General features: G+C 66.8%; 14 protein-coding genes and 1 other RNA gene. 12 read left to right on the top strand and 3 right to left on the bottom strand.

The features are described from left to right. Nucleotide 1: 1 nt before the first annotated feature. Nucleotides 2-667, top strand: a complete 666-nt coding sequence (locus EV657_RS17455; RefSeq protein ID WP_075787076.1) for a hypothetical protein — start codon at nt 2-4, stop codon at nt 665-667. A 43-nt stretch (nt 668-710) separates the two neighbouring features. Here EV657_RS17455 and EV657_RS17450 read toward each other — a convergent pair whose 3' ends face one another. Further along, complete coding sequence (locus EV657_RS17450) at nt 711-1340, bottom strand: ribonuclease T2 family protein (RefSeq protein WP_075787075.1); 630 nt, start codon at nt 1338-1340, stop codon at nt 711-713. 130 nt (nt 1341-1470) lie between these two features. Between EV657_RS17450 and EV657_RS17445 the strand changes: the two genes are divergently transcribed. Next, a complete protein-coding gene (locus EV657_RS17445; protein WP_134079102.1) occupies nt 1471-2235 on the top strand; it encodes a DUF1013 domain-containing protein in 765 nt (254 codons plus the stop codon). A gap of 92 nt (nt 2236-2327) precedes the next feature. Here EV657_RS17445 and EV657_RS17440 read toward each other — a convergent pair whose 3' ends face one another. Continuing rightward, a complete protein-coding gene (locus EV657_RS17440; RefSeq protein ID WP_075787073.1) occupies nt 2328-2834 on the bottom strand; it encodes a c-type cytochrome in 507 nt (168 codons plus the stop codon). Between the two features lie 121 nt (nt 2835-2955). Here EV657_RS17440 and EV657_RS17435 point away from each other — a divergent pair, with 121 nt between their 5' ends. The 9 genes from EV657_RS17435 to EV657_RS17395 all read left to right on the top strand — a co-directional run bounded on the left by EV657_RS17435 (nt 2956) and on the right by EV657_RS17395 (nt 12765). Continuing rightward, nucleotides 2956-3789, top strand: a complete 834-nt coding sequence (locus tag EV657_RS17435) for a prephenate dehydratase (RefSeq protein ID WP_134079101.1) — start codon at nt 2956-2958, stop codon at nt 3787-3789. 71 nt (nt 3790-3860) lie between these two features. Beyond that, nucleotides 3861-3957, top strand: an RNA gene (gene ffs, locus EV657_RS17430) — signal recognition particle sRNA small type. Between the two features lie 148 nt (nt 3958-4105). After that, nucleotides 4106-5866, top strand: a complete 1761-nt coding sequence (locus tag EV657_RS17425; RefSeq protein WP_134079099.1) for a DNA polymerase III subunit gamma/tau — start codon at nt 4106-4108, stop codon at nt 5864-5866. A 26-nt stretch (nt 5867-5892) separates the two neighbouring features. Then, nucleotides 5893-6237, top strand: a complete 345-nt coding sequence (locus tag EV657_RS17420; RefSeq protein WP_108027371.1) for a YbaB/EbfC family nucleoid-associated protein — start codon at nt 5893-5895, stop codon at nt 6235-6237. A gap of 16 nt (nt 6238-6253) precedes the next feature. Next, the gene (gene recR, locus EV657_RS17415; protein WP_113669203.1) at nt 6254-6853 is read left to right on the top strand and encodes a recombination mediator RecR; all 600 of its coding nucleotides are present in this window, start codon (nt 6254-6256) and stop codon (nt 6851-6853) included. Nucleotides 6854-6977: 124 nt separating this feature from the next. Next, a complete protein-coding gene (locus tag EV657_RS17410; RefSeq protein ID WP_134079097.1) occupies nt 6978-8927 on the top strand; it encodes an extracellular solute-binding protein in 1950 nt (649 codons plus the stop codon). 19 nt (nt 8928-8946) lie between these two features. Next, nucleotides 8947-10047, top strand: coding sequence for a microcin C ABC transporter permease YejB (locus EV657_RS17405; RefSeq protein ID WP_134079095.1), 1101 nt, complete (start codon nt 8947-8949; stop codon nt 10045-10047). Nucleotide 10048: 1 nt separating this feature from the next. Further along, entirely contained in the window at nt 10049-11158 is a 1110-nt protein-coding gene (locus EV657_RS17400) for an ABC transporter permease (RefSeq protein WP_113669205.1), read from the top strand. After that, nucleotides 11155-12765 (top strand): ABC transporter ATP-binding protein, encoded by a 1611-nt coding sequence (locus EV657_RS17395; RefSeq protein ID WP_134079093.1) that lies wholly within the window; start codon nt 11155-11157, stop codon nt 12763-12765. The genes EV657_RS17400 and EV657_RS17395 overlap by 4 nt, the downstream gene beginning before the upstream one ends. Nucleotides 12766-12770: 5 nt before the next feature. On the opposite strand, the gene hemN is transcribed toward EV657_RS17395, so the two are convergent. Further along, nucleotides 12771-14126 (bottom strand): oxygen-independent coproporphyrinogen III oxidase, encoded by a 1356-nt coding sequence (gene hemN, locus EV657_RS17390; protein WP_113669206.1) that lies wholly within the window; start codon nt 14124-14126, stop codon nt 12771-12773. 62 nt (nt 14127-14188) lie between these two features. Here hemN and fnrL point away from each other — a divergent pair, with 62 nt between their 5' ends. Further along, nucleotides 14189-14935: a transcriptional regulator FnrL gene (gene fnrL, locus EV657_RS17385; RefSeq protein WP_134079091.1), complete on the top strand. Its 747-nt coding sequence runs from the start codon at nt 14189-14191 to the stop codon at nt 14933-14935. The last annotated feature ends 28 nt before the right edge of the window (nt 14936-14963 follow it).

Below are 14963 nucleotides of genomic sequence, written 5' to 3'. Positions count from 1 at the left end.
GATGAAGGGCATTTTCTCTCTCGCGGGGCTGGCGCTGGCCGCCGGACTGGGAACGGCGCAGGCCAGCACGCTGACGCTGGACTATACCGGGCAGACCCCCGGCGCGAAGACGGTCTATTATTCCTTCTACGGCCGGTCGGACTCGGTCAGTGCCGGACAGTTCGCCTTCGATGTCGCGGGGCAAAGCGACCCGCTTCTGGCCTGGTGCGTGGACCTGACCCATGCGCTGAGCAAGACCGCGACCGGCTACGCGACCGGCGCGTCGCTCTTCGGCAGCACCGTCCTGACCAATCTCGACCGCCTCTTCACCCAGCATTACGCCGATGTGGTCGACGCGGTCAGCTCGGCCGCGTTCCAGGTCGCGATCTGGGAGGTCGTCTATGACAGCAACAGCCTCAACCTCGGGCGCGGCGCTTTCCGCCTGAGCCGCTGGACCGACGACCGGGTCGAGCGCAAGGCCGCCGATTTCCTTGCGCTGACCGACGAGACCGGGGGCTATCAGCTGGACTTCCTGAAATCGACCTCGTGGTGGCGGCCGAGCCAGAGCCTTGTGACCGCGGTCGCCACGCCCGACCCGGCGCCGGTGCCGCTTCCGGCCCCGGTCCTGATGCTGGGCTCGGGGCTTCTGGCGCTGCTGGGCCTGTCCCGGCGCCGCAAGGCGGCCTGAGCGCCTCCGTCCGACACCATGCGGCCCCCGGTCCGGCTGACGGTCAGCGGATCGGGGGCATCGCCGCGTCGCGCAGCGTGCAATCCTCGACCGTGTCGGCGGCGCAGGGGCGGGGCCTCAGATCCCTGGTCAGGCAGATCCGCACCTCCTGGATGCGGCCCGCCTTGCAGGTCACCGTCAGCATGTCGGGCAAGAGGCCGGGATTGGCCTGCAGGAAGGCCTCTTCCACCACGCCCGCGGGCAGCCGGACCGGAGCCGCCAGCTTGCGGAAGGCGGGCGGCCGGATGACCGCGCCATAGGCCCGGCGCGCCGCGGCAAAATAGTCGCCTGCCGACAGGCCGGAACAGCGCCCGTGTTTCTTCCACTGATACCAGGCCGCGCCCGAACTGCCCATCAGATCGGCCATCCGCGCGGTCTGGGCGCGCGAGGGGTCGGGTTTCGCCCCGCGGCAATAGCCGGGCCAGCCCTGTTCGTATTGCGGCCAAAGCCCGTGCAGAACCCATCCCGCGCCCCCGCCCGGCGCGCAATGCGGGCTTTGCCGGGCCTCGCCCTCCAGCGCGCACCAGCTTGGCGCCCAGCTCAGCGCCAGCAGGTAATACGCGAAGTCCCCGGCGGGCTCGCCATCGGCGCGGGCCAGGGTCGCAGACAGCAGCAGCACGGCCAGCCAGCGCATTTTCTCTTTTCTCCGGGCGTTTCGCCGACTATATACACGGGAACTTCCCCGAAAACGAGGAACCGCGCCAATCCGGCGCAGCCGTTTCCCGGCCCGGGGAGCGCTATGGTCGCACGAGAGGAGAAGGCCGATGAACAAACCGATCATGGCCAAGGCCACCGCCGTCTGGCTGGTCGACAACACGACACTGAGCTTCCGGCAGATCGCCGATTTCTGCGGCCTGCACGAGCTGGAAGTGCAGGGCATTGCCGATGGCGACGTCGCCGGCGGCGTGCGCGGCTTCGATCCGGTCGCGAACAACCAGCTCGACCAGTCGGAAATCGACAAGGCCGAGAAGGACCCGTTTTACAAGCTGCGGCTCAAGTTCAACCCGGCCGCGCTGGGCGAGGAAAAGCGCCGCGGCCCGCGCTATACGCCGCTGTCCAAGCGGCAGGACCGGCCCGCCTCGATCCTGTGGCTGGTGAAGTTCCATCCCGAACTCAGCGACGGCCAGATCGCCAAGCTTGTGGGCACCACCAAGCCGACGATCCAGTCGATCCGCGAACGCACCCACTGGAACATCTCGAACATCCAGCCGATCGACCCGGTGGCGCTGGGGCTCTGCAAGCAGTCCGAGCTTGATTCCGCCGTGCAGAAGGCCGCTCGCAAGCGCGCCGCCGAAGGCGGGCTGATGACCGATGACGAACGCCGCAAGCTGGTCTCGACCGAACAGTCGCTGGAAATGGGCACCGAGCCGCGCCTGCCCACCGCCATTTCGGGGCTCGAGACCTTCACCCTGACGCGCCCGGACGACGACGAAGAAGAGGACCGGTCGGTGCCGGATGCCGACAGCTTCTTCAACCTGCCCGATCACGGCGACGACGACGAAGACGACGACGACGATCCGCGCGGCTGATCCGCGGCCGGGCGATCCTCTCCGGACCAACAGAAACGGGCGGCGCGCTTTCGCGGGCCGCCCGTTCGCTTTTGCGGGACCTTCCCGGACGCTCAGTCGCCGAGCGAGTCGAGATAGGCGATGACGTTGGCGCGGTCCTGCGGGTCCTTGAGCCCGGCAAAGGTCATCGCCGTGCCCGGAACGACGTCGCGCGGGGCCGCGATGAACTCGTAGATCCGCTCGGCCGTCCACTCCCCCTCAAGCCCCGCCATCGCGTCGGAATAGGAAAAGTCGGCCACCGCATGCACGGGCCGCCCGACCACGCCGTAAAGCGACGGCCCGACCGCGTTCACGCCCTCCTCGACCCGGTGGCAGGACTTGCACTGGTTGAAGACCCGCTCGCCCGCGGCCGCATCGGCCTGGGCCATCCGCTCTTCGAAGGTCAGCTCCTGTTCCGGTTCTGCCGGGGTCTCGGGCTCTTCCTCGATGACCACATAGGCGGGTTTTTCAAGCTCGGGCGGCGTGAAGTAGAATCCTCCCGCCCGATTGACCAGCACAAACAGCAAAAGCGCCCCCGAGCCCGCGCCCAGAAGCTTGGTGAAGCTCACCTTCCTCAGCATAAATTCGATCCCATGTTTTCCCGCGAACTTCCTATGTGCTTCCCCTTCGGCTTGGCAAGAAGTATTCAGTTTAACCATTGACCCGGCCGGTTCCGGCCAGCCAAAGGATTAAAGTCCCCCTATGACCAGCCGTATCGCCTTTCAGGGAGAACCCGGCGCCTATTCGCACCAGGCTTGCCACGACGCCCGCCCCGAGATGGAGGCGCTGCCCTGCCGGACCTTCGAGGACGTGATCGAGGCCGTGCGCAGCGGCGTGGCCGATCTGGCGATGCTGCCGGTCGAGAACTCGACCTATGGGCGGGTGGCCGACATCCACCAGCTTCTGCCGGATTCGGGCCTGCATATCGTGGGCGAGGCCTTCGTCCGCGTTCATATCAACCTGCTGGCGGTGCCGGGCACGAAACTTGCGGGCATCCGCCGGGCGATGAGCCATACCGTCCTGCTGGGGCAATGCCGGGACTTCCTGCATGCGCATGACATTCACCGGGTGACGGGGGCCGATACCGCGGGTTCCGCCCGGCAGGTGGCCGAGATCGGCGACCCCGAACTTGCCGCGCTCGCGGGCGATCTGGCGGCAGAGATCTACGGGCTTGAGGTGCTCGCCCGCCATATCGAGGATCACGACAAGAACACCACCCGCTTTCTGCTGATGTCGCGCGAACCCGACCGGACGCGGCGGGGCGATCTGGGGATGATGACCACCTTCGTCTTCCGGGTGCGCAACATTCCGGCCGCGCTTTACAAGGCGATGGGCGGTTTCGCGACCAACGGCGTCAACATGACCAAGCTGGAAAGCTACATGGTCGACGGGTCCTTCACCGCGACCCAGTTCTACGCCGATATCGAGGGCCATCCCGACGACCCCCATGTCGCCCGCGCGCTGGAGGAGCTCGACTACTTCACCTCGCATCTCGACATTCTCGGGGTCTACCCGGCCGACCGCAAACGCAGCTGAGCCGCGGCTGCGGTGCCGGGGCCGGACCCCGACCCTTGCGAATCCGCTGCGTGACGTCTATGTAACGCCTCGAGAGGTTGGCGCGGGCGAGCGCCTCGCCAACCCGGTCAGGTCCGGAAGGAAGCAGCCGTAACGAGCCCCGTTCGGGCCGCTGTCCAGCCTCTCACCTTATCCCCGGCAGGCGTTCAGGTGTTTTGCAGTCCGGCAGCGGGCGCTTCGGTCCGGCGGTCTCTGCCGGGGACTGTCCGCGATCCGCTGGACGCCGCCCGGGTCTGCGCCTACCCTGTCGCCCGGACCCGCGATTTCGAGAGGACCCATGGCCGACCCCCAAGGCACCGCCTATCAGGTGCTGGCGCGCAAGTACCGTCCCGCCACATTCGCCGATCTGATCGGGCAGGATGCGATGGTGCGCACCCTCAAGAACGCCTTTGCCGCCGACCGGATCGCACAGGCCTTCATCATGACCGGTATCCGCGGAACCGGCAAGACGACGACCGCGCGGATCATCGCCAAGGGCATGAACTGCATCGGCCCGGACGGGCAGGGCGGCCCGACGACCGAGCCCTGCGGGCAATGCGAACATTGCCGCGCCATCGCCGAGGGCCGCCATGTCGATGTGATGGAGATGGACGCGGCCTCGCGCACCGGCGTCGGCGATATCCGCGAGATCATCGACAGCGTGGCCTACCGGGCGGCCTCGGCGCGCTACAAGATCTACATCATCGACGAGGTTCACATGCTGTCGACCAGCGCGTTCAACGCGCTGCTGAAGACGCTGGAGGAACCGCCCGCCCATGTGAAATTCATCTTCGCCACCACCGAGATCCGCAAGGTGCCGGTCACGGTGCTGTCGCGCTGCCAGCGCTTCGATCTGCGCCGGATCGAGCCCGAGGTGATGATCGCCCATCTGAAAAAGATCGCGGGGCTCGAATCCGCGCCCATTTCGGACGAGGCGCTGGGGCTGATCACCCGCGCCGCAGAAGGGTCCGTGCGCGACGCGATGAGCCTTCTCGATCAGGCGATTGCCCATGGTGCGGGCGAGACCACGGTCGATCAGGTCCGCGCCATGCTGGGGCTGGCCGACCGGGGCCGGGTGCTCGACCTGTTCGACATGATCATGGCGGGCGATGCGGCCGGCGCGCTGGGCGAGCTGGCCGGGCAATATGCCGACGGGGCCGATCCGCTGGCGGTGCTGCGCGATCTGGCCGAGATCACCCACTGGCTCAGCGTCATCAAGATCGCGCCCGAGGCCGCCGACGACCCGACCGTCGGCCCCGACGAACGCGCCCGTGGCCGCACCATGGCCGAGCGGCTGTCGATGCGGGCGCTGGCGCGGATGTGGCAGATGCTGCTGAAGGCGCTGGAAGAGGTCTCGATGGCGCCGAATGCGATGATGGCGGCCGAGATGGCGGTGATCCGGCTGACCCATGTCTCGACCCTGCCCGCGCCCGAGGATCTGGTGCGCAAGCTGCAGGAAAACCCGCCCTCCGGCCCCGCGCCTGGCGGCCCTGCGCCCTCCGGTCCCGCGCCCTCGGGCGGCGGCGGGATGCAGGCGCAGGCCCGGGGCGTCCCGGTTCATGCCGCGCCCTCGGGCGGCGGCGCCGTCACCGCGCTGGCCCGCGCGCCCGATCAGACGCTGGCCCTTTACCCCAGCTTCGAGGCGGTGGTCGAGCTGATCCGGGCCAATCGCGACATGGTGCTGCTGGTCGAGGTCGAGGCGGGGGTGCGGCTGGTCAGCTATTCCCCCGGCCGGATCGAGTTCGAGCCCGCGCCCGGCGCGCCCGCCGATCTGGCCCAGCGGCTGGGCCAGCGGCTGCAGACCTGGACCGGCGCGCGCTGGGCGGTTTCGGTCGTGGGCAAGGGCGGTGGCCCGACCATCGACGAGACCCGCAACGCCGCCGAGGCCGCGCGCAAGGCCGAGGCCGCCGAACATCCGCTGGTCCGCGCCGTTTTTGCCGCCTTCCCCAAGGCTGAAATCATCGACATAAAGCCGCCCGAGGTCCTGGCGGCCGAGGCGGCCGCCGAGGCTCTGCCCGAGGTCGAGGAGGAATGGGACCCGTTCGAGGACGACGACTGAACGCATAACAGGCGAAGGAGACACGCATGTTCAAGGGAATGGGCGGCCTTGGCGACATGGCCAAGATGATGAAAGCCGCGACCGAGATGCAGGGCAAGATGGCGGCTCTGCAGGAAACGCTGGCCACCACGCTGGTCGAGGGCGAAAGCGGCGCGGGGCTGGTGAAGGCCACGGCGACCGCCAAGGGCACGCTGACCGCGCTGTCGATCGACCCCTCGATCTTCAATCCCGACGAAAAGGAAGTGGTCGAGGACCTGATTCTGGCGGCCATCAAGGACGCCCAGCAGAAGGCGATGGAAAAGACCAAGGAAGAGACCCGCAAGCTGACCGAGGAAATGGGTCTGCCTCCGGGGCTCGGCCTGCCGGTCTGATCCCGGGGCCCGGCCGATGGCCGACCGCCCGCACGAGATCGACGCGCTGATCGACATGATGGCACGGCTGCCGGGGCTTGGGCCCCGGTCGGCCCGCCGTGCCGTGCTGCATCTGGTCAGGAAGCGCGCGGTGCTGCTGTTGCCGCTGGCCGAGACCATGCGCAAGGTCGGCGAGGCGGTGCATGACTGCGCCGTCTGCGGCAACATCACCACCGCCGATACCTGCGAGATCTGCGCCGATCCGGCCCGCTCGAACGGCGAGATCTGCGTCGTCGAGGACGTGGCCGATCTTTGGGCGATGGAACGCGGCGGCGCCTTCGGCGGGCGCTATCACGTGCTGGGCGGCACGCTGTCGGCGCTCGATTCGGTCGGGCCCGAGGATCTGCGCATTCCCGATCTGGTCGAACGGATCGGGCGCGAGGGGATCACCGAGGTGATCCTGGCGCTGAACGCCACCGTCGACGGCCAGACCACCGCCCATTACATCGCCGAGGAACTGGCCGAGACAGGCGTGCGGCTGAGTTCGCTGGCCCAGGGCGTGCCGATCGGGGGCGAGCTCGATTATCTTGACGACGGCACGATCAGCGCGGCCCTGAAGGCGCGCCGGGGGCTCTGAGCCCTGCCTTGCCCCCCGCGATTGCGGCAGTCTCACGGAATCTCAACTTGAACCTGCGGCGCCCGGGCCATTAGCTAGGGCAGGTCTCGCGTCCGTCCGACCGCAGAAGACAGGGAGTTTGCCGATGCCCACCCCCCGCCGCCATCCGCACCGTGCCGATCTGCCGGTTCCGGCCAGACCCGCGTCCCGCCATCCGGTCCGGGCGCTTGCGCTGCTGCTGGCGCTGCTGCTGGGCGCGGGTCCGGTGCTGGCGCAGGATGCGCCCCCCGCTGCACCGGCGGCGGACAGCACCGAGACCGTCATCAGGACCCATGCCTTTTCGGAACTGGGCCAGCCCAAGTATCCGGCCGATTTCCAGCGGCTCGATTACGTGAACCCGGACGCGCCCAGGGGCGGCGAGATCTCGATCTGGGCGCCGGGCACCTTCGACAGCTTCAATCCCTTCACCCGCAAGGGCCGGGCCGGGGCGCTGGCGACGATCAACATCGAACGCCTTATGACCGATGTCGCCGACGAGCCCGGAACCTCGTACGGTCTGATTGCCGAAAGCCTCGAATATCCCGAAAGCGAGGACTGGGTGATCTTCAACCTGCGGCCCGAGGCGCATTTCAGCGACGGCACGCCCGTGACCGCCGAGGACGTGAAATTCACCTTCGATCTGCTGATGGAACAGGCGCTGCCGTCCTATCGCGAGGCGGTCAAGAAGCTGGTCTATTCGCCCGAGGTGCTGGATACCTACCGGATCAAGTTCACCTTCAAGCCGGACGTGCCGCGCGACGGGCTGATCAGCCAGATGGGGTCGAACCCGGTGATGTCGAAGGCCTGGTTCGAAAAGACCGGCGCGCGTCTTGATGAAAGCAGCCTGACCCCGATCATGGGCACCGGGCCTTACGTGCTGGACAGCTACGACATCAACCGCCGCATCGTCTACAAGCGCGACCCCGACTACTGGGGCAAGGACCTGCCGATCAATATCGGGCGGTACAATTTCGACCGCATCCGGGTCGAGTATTTCTCCGATTCCATCGCGGCGCTCGAAGGCTTCAAGTCGGGTGCCTACACCTTCCGCGAGGAGGACAGTTCCAAGACCTGGGCCACGGGCTACGATTTCCCGGCAGTGGCCGCGGGCTGGGTAAGGAAGGACGAGCCCCATGACGGCAACCTGCCGCCCGACAGCGGCTGGATCTTCAACCTCGCCCGGCCGCAGTTTCAGGACTTGCGGGTGCGGCGCGCCATCGGGCTGATGTACAATTTCGAATGGACCAACGAGACGCTGCAATTCGGCCTCTTCAAGCAGCGCAGCTCGTTCTGGGAAAACAGCGACCTCGGCGCACCCGATGCGCCCCCCGAAGGCCGCGAGCTTGAACTGTTGCAGGAGGTTGCGGATCATATCGACCCCGCGATCCTGACCGAGCCGCCGGCGCAGGCCCATACCTCGGGCGACCGTCAGCTCGACCGGCGGAACCTGCGCAAGGCCTCGCAACTGCTGGACGAGGCGGGCTGGGTCGCGGGCGATGACGGGATGCGCCGGAACGCCGATGGCCAGATACTGAAGCTCGAGATCCTCGACGACAGCCCGGTGACGGAACGGATCGCGCTGCCCTTCGTCGACAACCTCCGGGCGCTGGGGATCGATGCCAGCTTTTCGCGGGTGGACCCCTCGCAATTCACCAACCGCAGGCGCGCACGCGACTACGACATGATCCTTGCAAGCTACCAGACCAACCTGGTGCCGGGGCTGGGCATGCAGCAGCGCTTTGGCTCGGCCGATGCCGAATACAGCCTCTTCAACCCGGCGGGCTTTGCCAATGAAGGCGCCGATATCCTGATGCGGCACCTCGTCTCGGCCAAATCCGAGGACGAGTTCCGCGCCGCGACCCGGGCGCTCGACCGGATCTTCCGGCACGCGTATTTCGTGGTGCCGACCTGGTACAAGGACGTTCACTGGGTGGCCTATTTCGACATGTACCGCCATCCCGACGCGCTGCCGCCCTACGATCTGGGCTATCTCGATTTCTGGTGGTACGACGCCGACCGCGCGGCCGAGCTGCGCGCGGCGGGCGCGCTGCGCTGACAGGGACAGACCGGACCAGATGGGCGCCTATATCCTCCGCCGGCTGCTGCTGATCGTGCCCACGCTGATCGGCATCATGGTCATCAACTTCACCCTGACGCAATTCGTGCCGGGGGGACCGATCGAACAGATCATCGCCCAGATCGAGGGCGGCGGCGACGTCTTTCAGGGCTTTGCCGGGGGCGGGGCCGATGCGCAGAACCAGCAGATGAGCACCGCGGCGGGCGGCGGCAGCGACAAATATGTCGGCGCCCGCGGCCTGCCGCCCGAATTCATCGAGGAACTGGAAAAGGAATTCGGCTTCGACAAGCCGCCGCTGGAGCGGTTCCTGACGATGATGTGGAACTATGCGCGGTTCGATTTCGGCGAAAGCTACTTCCGGTCGGTGTCGGTCGTCGATCTGGTTCTGGAAAAGATGCCGGTGTCGATCAGTCTCGGGCTCTGGTCCACGCTGATCGCCTACATGGTCTCGATCCCTCTTGGCATCCGCAAGGCGGTCCGGGACGGGTCGGGCTTCGACACCTGGACCTCGGCCGTCATCATCGTGGGCTACGCGATCCCGGGGTTCCTGTTCGCGGTGCTGCTGCTGGTGGTCTTCGCGGGCGGGTCCTATCTGCAATGGTTCCCGCTCCGCGGCCTTGTCTCGGACAACTGGGCGGACCTGAGCTGGCCCGCGAAGATCCTCGATTATTTCTGGCATATCGCCCTGCCGGTGATCGCGACGACGATTTCCAGCTTTGCGACGCTGACGCTCTTGACCAAGAATTCCTTCCTCGACGAGATCAAGAAGCAATACGTGGTGACCGCCAAGGCCAAGGGCCTGTCCGAGGCGCGGGTGCTGTACGGCCATGTCTTCCGCAACGCCATGCTGATCGTGATCGCGGGCTTTCCGGGCATGTTCATCGGCGTCTTCTTCGGCGCCTCGATCATCATCGAGACGATCTTCTCGCTGGACGGTCTGGGGCGGCTCGGCTTCGAGGCGGCCGTGGCGCGCGACTATCCGGTGATCTTCGCGACGCTCTACGTCTTCGGGCTGATCGGGCTGCTGGTCGGCATCCTGTCGGACCTGACCTATGTGCTGGTCGATCCCCGGATCGACTTCGAAAGCCGGGAGACCTGAAATGGCCTGGCTGTCTCCCCTCAATCAGCGGCGCTGGCGCAACTTCAAGCGCAATCGCCGGGCGCTCTGGTCGCTGGCGATCTTCGGCGTGCTGTTCGGACTGTCGCTCTTTGCCGAGCTGCTGGCGAACGACAAGCCGATCTATGTCAATTATCGCGGCGAGAGCTTCTTTCCGATCTACCGGTTCTACCCCGAAACCGCCTTTGGCGGCGATCTGCGGACCGAGGCGGTCTATCGCGACATCGAGGTGCAGTGCCTGATCGTCACCGGCGGGCTTGACGCCTGCTGGGACGACCCCGAGGGCCTGATCGCCGATGCCGCCGACGGCATGGTCGAGGGCGAGCCCATCGCGAAGGGTCAGATGATCTGGCCGCCGATCCGCTACAGCTACAACACCGTCAACGACATCCAGGGCACTGCGCCCTCGGCGCCGGATGCCCAGCACTGGCTGGGCACCGACGATACCGCGCGCGACGTGCTGGCGCGCGTGATCTACGGGTTCCGGCTGTCGATCCTGTTCACGCTGATGGTGACGGGCATCGCCTCGGTCATCGGTATCCTGGCGGGCGCGGTTCAGGGCTTCTTCGGCGGGCTGATCGACCTGATCTTCCAGCGGGTGATCGAGATCTGGACCTCGACGCCCCAGCTTTACATCATCATCATCCTCTTCGCTGTGCTGGGGCGCAGCTTCTGGCTGCTGGTGTTCCTGACCGCGCTGTTCGGCTGGCCCGCGCTGGTCGGCGTCGTCCGCGCCGAATTCCTGCGCGCGCGCAACTTCGAATATGTCCGCGCCGCCCGGGCGCTGGGCGTGTCGAACTGGACGATCATGTTCCGCCACATGCTGCCCAATGCCATGGTGGCGACGCTGACCATGCTGCCCTTCATCATCACCGGCACCATCGGCACGCTGGCCTCGCTCGACTTCCTGGGCTTCGGGCTGCCCTCCTCGGCGCCCTCGCTGGGCGAGCTCACGCTGCAGGCCAAACAGAACCTGCAGGCGCCCTGGCTGGGCTTCACCGCCTTTTTCACCTTCGCGATCATGCTGTCGCTGCTGGTCTTCATCTTCGAGGGCGTCCGCGATGCCTTCGACCCGAGAAAGACGTTCCAATGAGCCCGGTCCTGAAGGTCGAGAACCTGCATGTGTCCTTCCAGCAGGACGGCCGGCAGGTCCCAGCCGTCCGGGGCGTCAGCTTCGAGATCGGGCGCGGCGAGACGGTGGCGCTGGTCGGCGAATCCGGGTCGGGCAAGTCGGTGACGGCGCTGTCGACGGTCGGGCTTCTGCCCGGGGCGGCGACGGTCTCGGGCTCGATCGTCTATGAGGGCGAGGATCTGGCGGGTGCTCCGGAAAAACGGCTGAGGCAGGTTCGGGGCAACGATATCAGCTTCATCTTCCAGGAGCCGATGACCTCGCTCAACCCGCTGCACACTCTGGAAAAGCAGATCGCCGAAAGCCTTGCGCTGCATCAGGGGCTGACCGGGGCGGCGGCGCGGACGCGCATCCTCGAACTTCTGGCCCGGGTCGGCATCCGCGACCCCGAAAGCCGCCTGGGTGCCTATCCGCACCAGCTGTCGGGCGGCCAGCGGCAGCGGGTGATGATCGCCATGGCGCTGGCCAACGGGCCCGACCTGCTGATCGCGGACGAGCCCACCACCGCGCTCGACGTCACCATCGAGGCGCAGATCCTCGAGCTGCTGGCCGAACTGAAGCGCGAAGAGACCATGAGCCTTCTCTTCATCACCCACGATCTGAACGTGGTGCGCCGGATCGCCGACCGGGTCTGCGTGATGAAGGACGGCGAGATCGTCGAGACCGGCCCCACGGCCGAGATCTTCCGCGCGCCGCAGCATCCCTATACCCAGAAGCTTCTGGCCGCCGCCGCCGTGGGCGGGCCCGATCCGGTCAAGCCCGGCGCGGCCGAGATCGTGCGCACCGATGCGCTGAAGGTCTGGTTTCCGATCCAGCGCGGCTTCATGCGCAAGACCGTGGGCCATGTGAAGGCTGTCGATGGCGCCGACATTTCGGTCCGGGCGGGCGAGACGTTGGGGATCGTGGGCGAATCGGGGTCGGGCAAGACAACGCTGGCCCTGGCGATCATGCGGCTGATTTCGTCGGAGGGGCGGATCGTCTTTCAGGGGCAGGGCATCGACGGGCTGAAATCGCGGCAGATCCGGCCGCTGAGGCGCGACATGCAGATCGTCTTTCAGGACCCGTTCGGCAGCCTCAGCCCGCGGATGACGGTCGAACAGATCGTGGCCGAGGGGCTTGGGGTGCACGGGGTCCGGCCGGGGCGGACGGCGCGCGAGGATGTCGCGCAGATCCTGGCCGAGGTCGGACTGGACCCCGCGATGATGCACCGCTATCCGCACGAGTTTTCGGGCGGGCAGCGTCAGCGGATCGCGATCGCGCGGGCGATGATCCTGCGGCCGCGCATGGTGGTGCTGGACGAGCCGACCTCGGCGCTGGACATGACGGTGCAGGTGCAGATCGTCGACCTGTTGCGCAGCCTGCAGCGGAAATACGACCTGGCCTATCTGTTCATCAGCCACGATTTGCGCGTGGTGCGGGCCATGGCGCACAAGGTCGTGGTCATGCGGATGGGCCAGATCGTCGAGGCGGGAGAGGTCGAGGCGGTCTTCGAGGCGCCGAAGACGGACTATACGCGCACCCTGATGCGGGCGGCCTTCGCGGCGTCCGGGGAAACCCCGGGCGCCGCCTGAAAGCGTCAGATCGCCGAGCTGTGGCCGGCTTTCGACAGGTCGTAGGCGTCGAAGCCACGGGCGATCATCCGGGTCAGCGGCTTGCCGTGTTCCGGCACCGTCAGCCCGTCATTGCTGAGGTCGATGAACCCGGCGAACCGGTCGGCGACCTCCTGGAACATCGCGTTCAGATCGGCTTTCGAGATGCTGAAACTCTCGGTGATCTCGGCGGTCGAGATGTGGAAATCGCACATCAAGGCCTCGATCATCCGCGAGCGCATCTTGTCCTCGTCGCTGAAGACATGGCCCCGGCCGGTCGCAAAGCGCCCGTCGCGGACCCGCGCGGTATAATCCGAGGTGCCCGACAGGTTCTGGGCATAGCCCTGCGGGAAGCGCGAGATCGACGAGGCGCCCAGGCCGATCAGCGCGGCCGCGGTGTCGTCGGTGTAGCCCTGGAAGTTCCGGCGCAGCTTGCCCGCGTCCAGCGCCCGGGCCAGCCCGTCATCGGGCCGCGCGAAGTGGTCGATGCCGATTTCGCGGTAGCCGTCCCACAGGAACAGTTCCTTGGCGGTTTCGTAAAGCTTCAGCCGGGTTTCCGGGGTCGGCAGCGCCTCGGCCGGGATCATCGACTGGCGCCGGGCCATCCACGGCACGTGGGCATAGCCGTAAAGCGCGACCCGGTCGGGCGACAGCGACATCAGCTTCTGCACCGATTCGGCGATCCGCTCGTTCGACTGGTGCGGCAGGCCGTACAGGATGTCGGCGTTCAGCGAGGTGATGCCCTTGGACCGGATCAGATCGACCGCGTCGCGGGTGATGTCATAGCTCTGGATCCGCCCGATCACCGACTGGATCTGCGGGTCGAAGTCCTGGATGCCGATCGAGGCGCGGTTCATGCCCGCCTTGGCCAGCACGTCCAGCCGGGCCTCGTCGATCTCGTTCGGGTCGATCTCGACCGAGAACTCGCCCTGTTCGTGCATCGGCGCGACGGCGAAGATCGCCTCGGTCAGCTGTTTCATCATGTCGGCCGACATCAGCGTCGGCGTTCCCCCGCCCCAATGCAGGCGCGACAGCGTCACGCCCTCGGGCAGCCGCTTGCCCAGCATCGCGATCTCGGTCTTCAGCGTCTCGAGATACGCTTCGACCGGCGCGTCGGACCGGGTGCCCTGGGTGCGGCAAGCGCAGAACCAGCACAGCCGGCGGCAGAACGGCACGTGGATATACAGGGAAATCTGCGAACCGGGCTCGATCTGGCCGATCCAGCCGGCGAAGTCTCCATCGTCCACCGACGCATTGAAATGGGGTGCCGTCGGGTAACTGGTGTACCGGGGCACCTTGGCGTCGAATAGACCGAGACGGGTGAGTTGCGATTCTGTGCTCATTCGACTAGCGTTAGGTCCACCCAAGGAACCTCTCCTTGATCGAAGTCAAAATTGGAAACGGAATGGCCGTTACCGACACGCCCGTTGCTCATGTCGAGTGCTTTGATTGTCCGATTCGTCACCGCGCGGTCTGTGCCCGCTGCGAGACTGACGAACTCGAGGCGCTCGAGGCCATCAAGTACTACCGCACCTTCGACGCCGGTCAGACCGTGATCTGGTCCGGCGACCGGATGGATTTCGTCGGCTCGGTCATGGAGGGCATCGCCACGCTCAGCCAGACGATGGAGGACGGCCGCACCCAGATGGTGGGGTTGCTGCTGCCGTCCGATTTCGTTGGGCGCCCGGGGCGCGAGAGCGCGGCCTATGACGTGACCGCGACGACTCAGCTCACGATGTGCTGCTTCCGGCGCAAGCCGTTCGAAGAGCTGATGATCCGCACGCCGCATATCGGCCAGCGGCTTCTGGAAATGACGCTGGACGAACTGGACGCGGCGCGGGAATGGATGCTGCTTCTGGGCCGCAAGACCGCGCGCGAGAAGATCGCGAGCCTGCTGGCCATCATCGCCCGGCGCGACGCCACGCTGAAGCTCGGCCCGACCCGCGGACGGATCGTGTTCGACCTGCCGCTGACCCGCGAGGCGATGGCCGACTATCTGGGCCTGACGCTGGAAACCGTCAGCCGCCAGATCTCGGCGCTGAAGCGCGACGGCGTGATCGTGCTGGAAGGCAAGCGCCATGTGACGGTTCCGGATTTCGATCGGTTGCTGGGCGAGACCGGCGATGACAGCGACGGCGGCATGCCGGCCTGAGGGCGTCCCCCAGGCCGGGCCGCCTGCG

The sequence above is a fragment of the Rhodovulum visakhapatnamense genome, assembly GCF_004365965.1.
In the GTDB taxonomy this organism is placed as follows: Bacteria; Pseudomonadota; Alphaproteobacteria; order Rhodobacterales; family Rhodobacteraceae; genus Rhodovulum; species Rhodovulum visakhapatnamense.
Note: the sequence above shows the minus strand (reverse complement) of the source record. Positions and strands in the feature narration are given on the sequence as shown.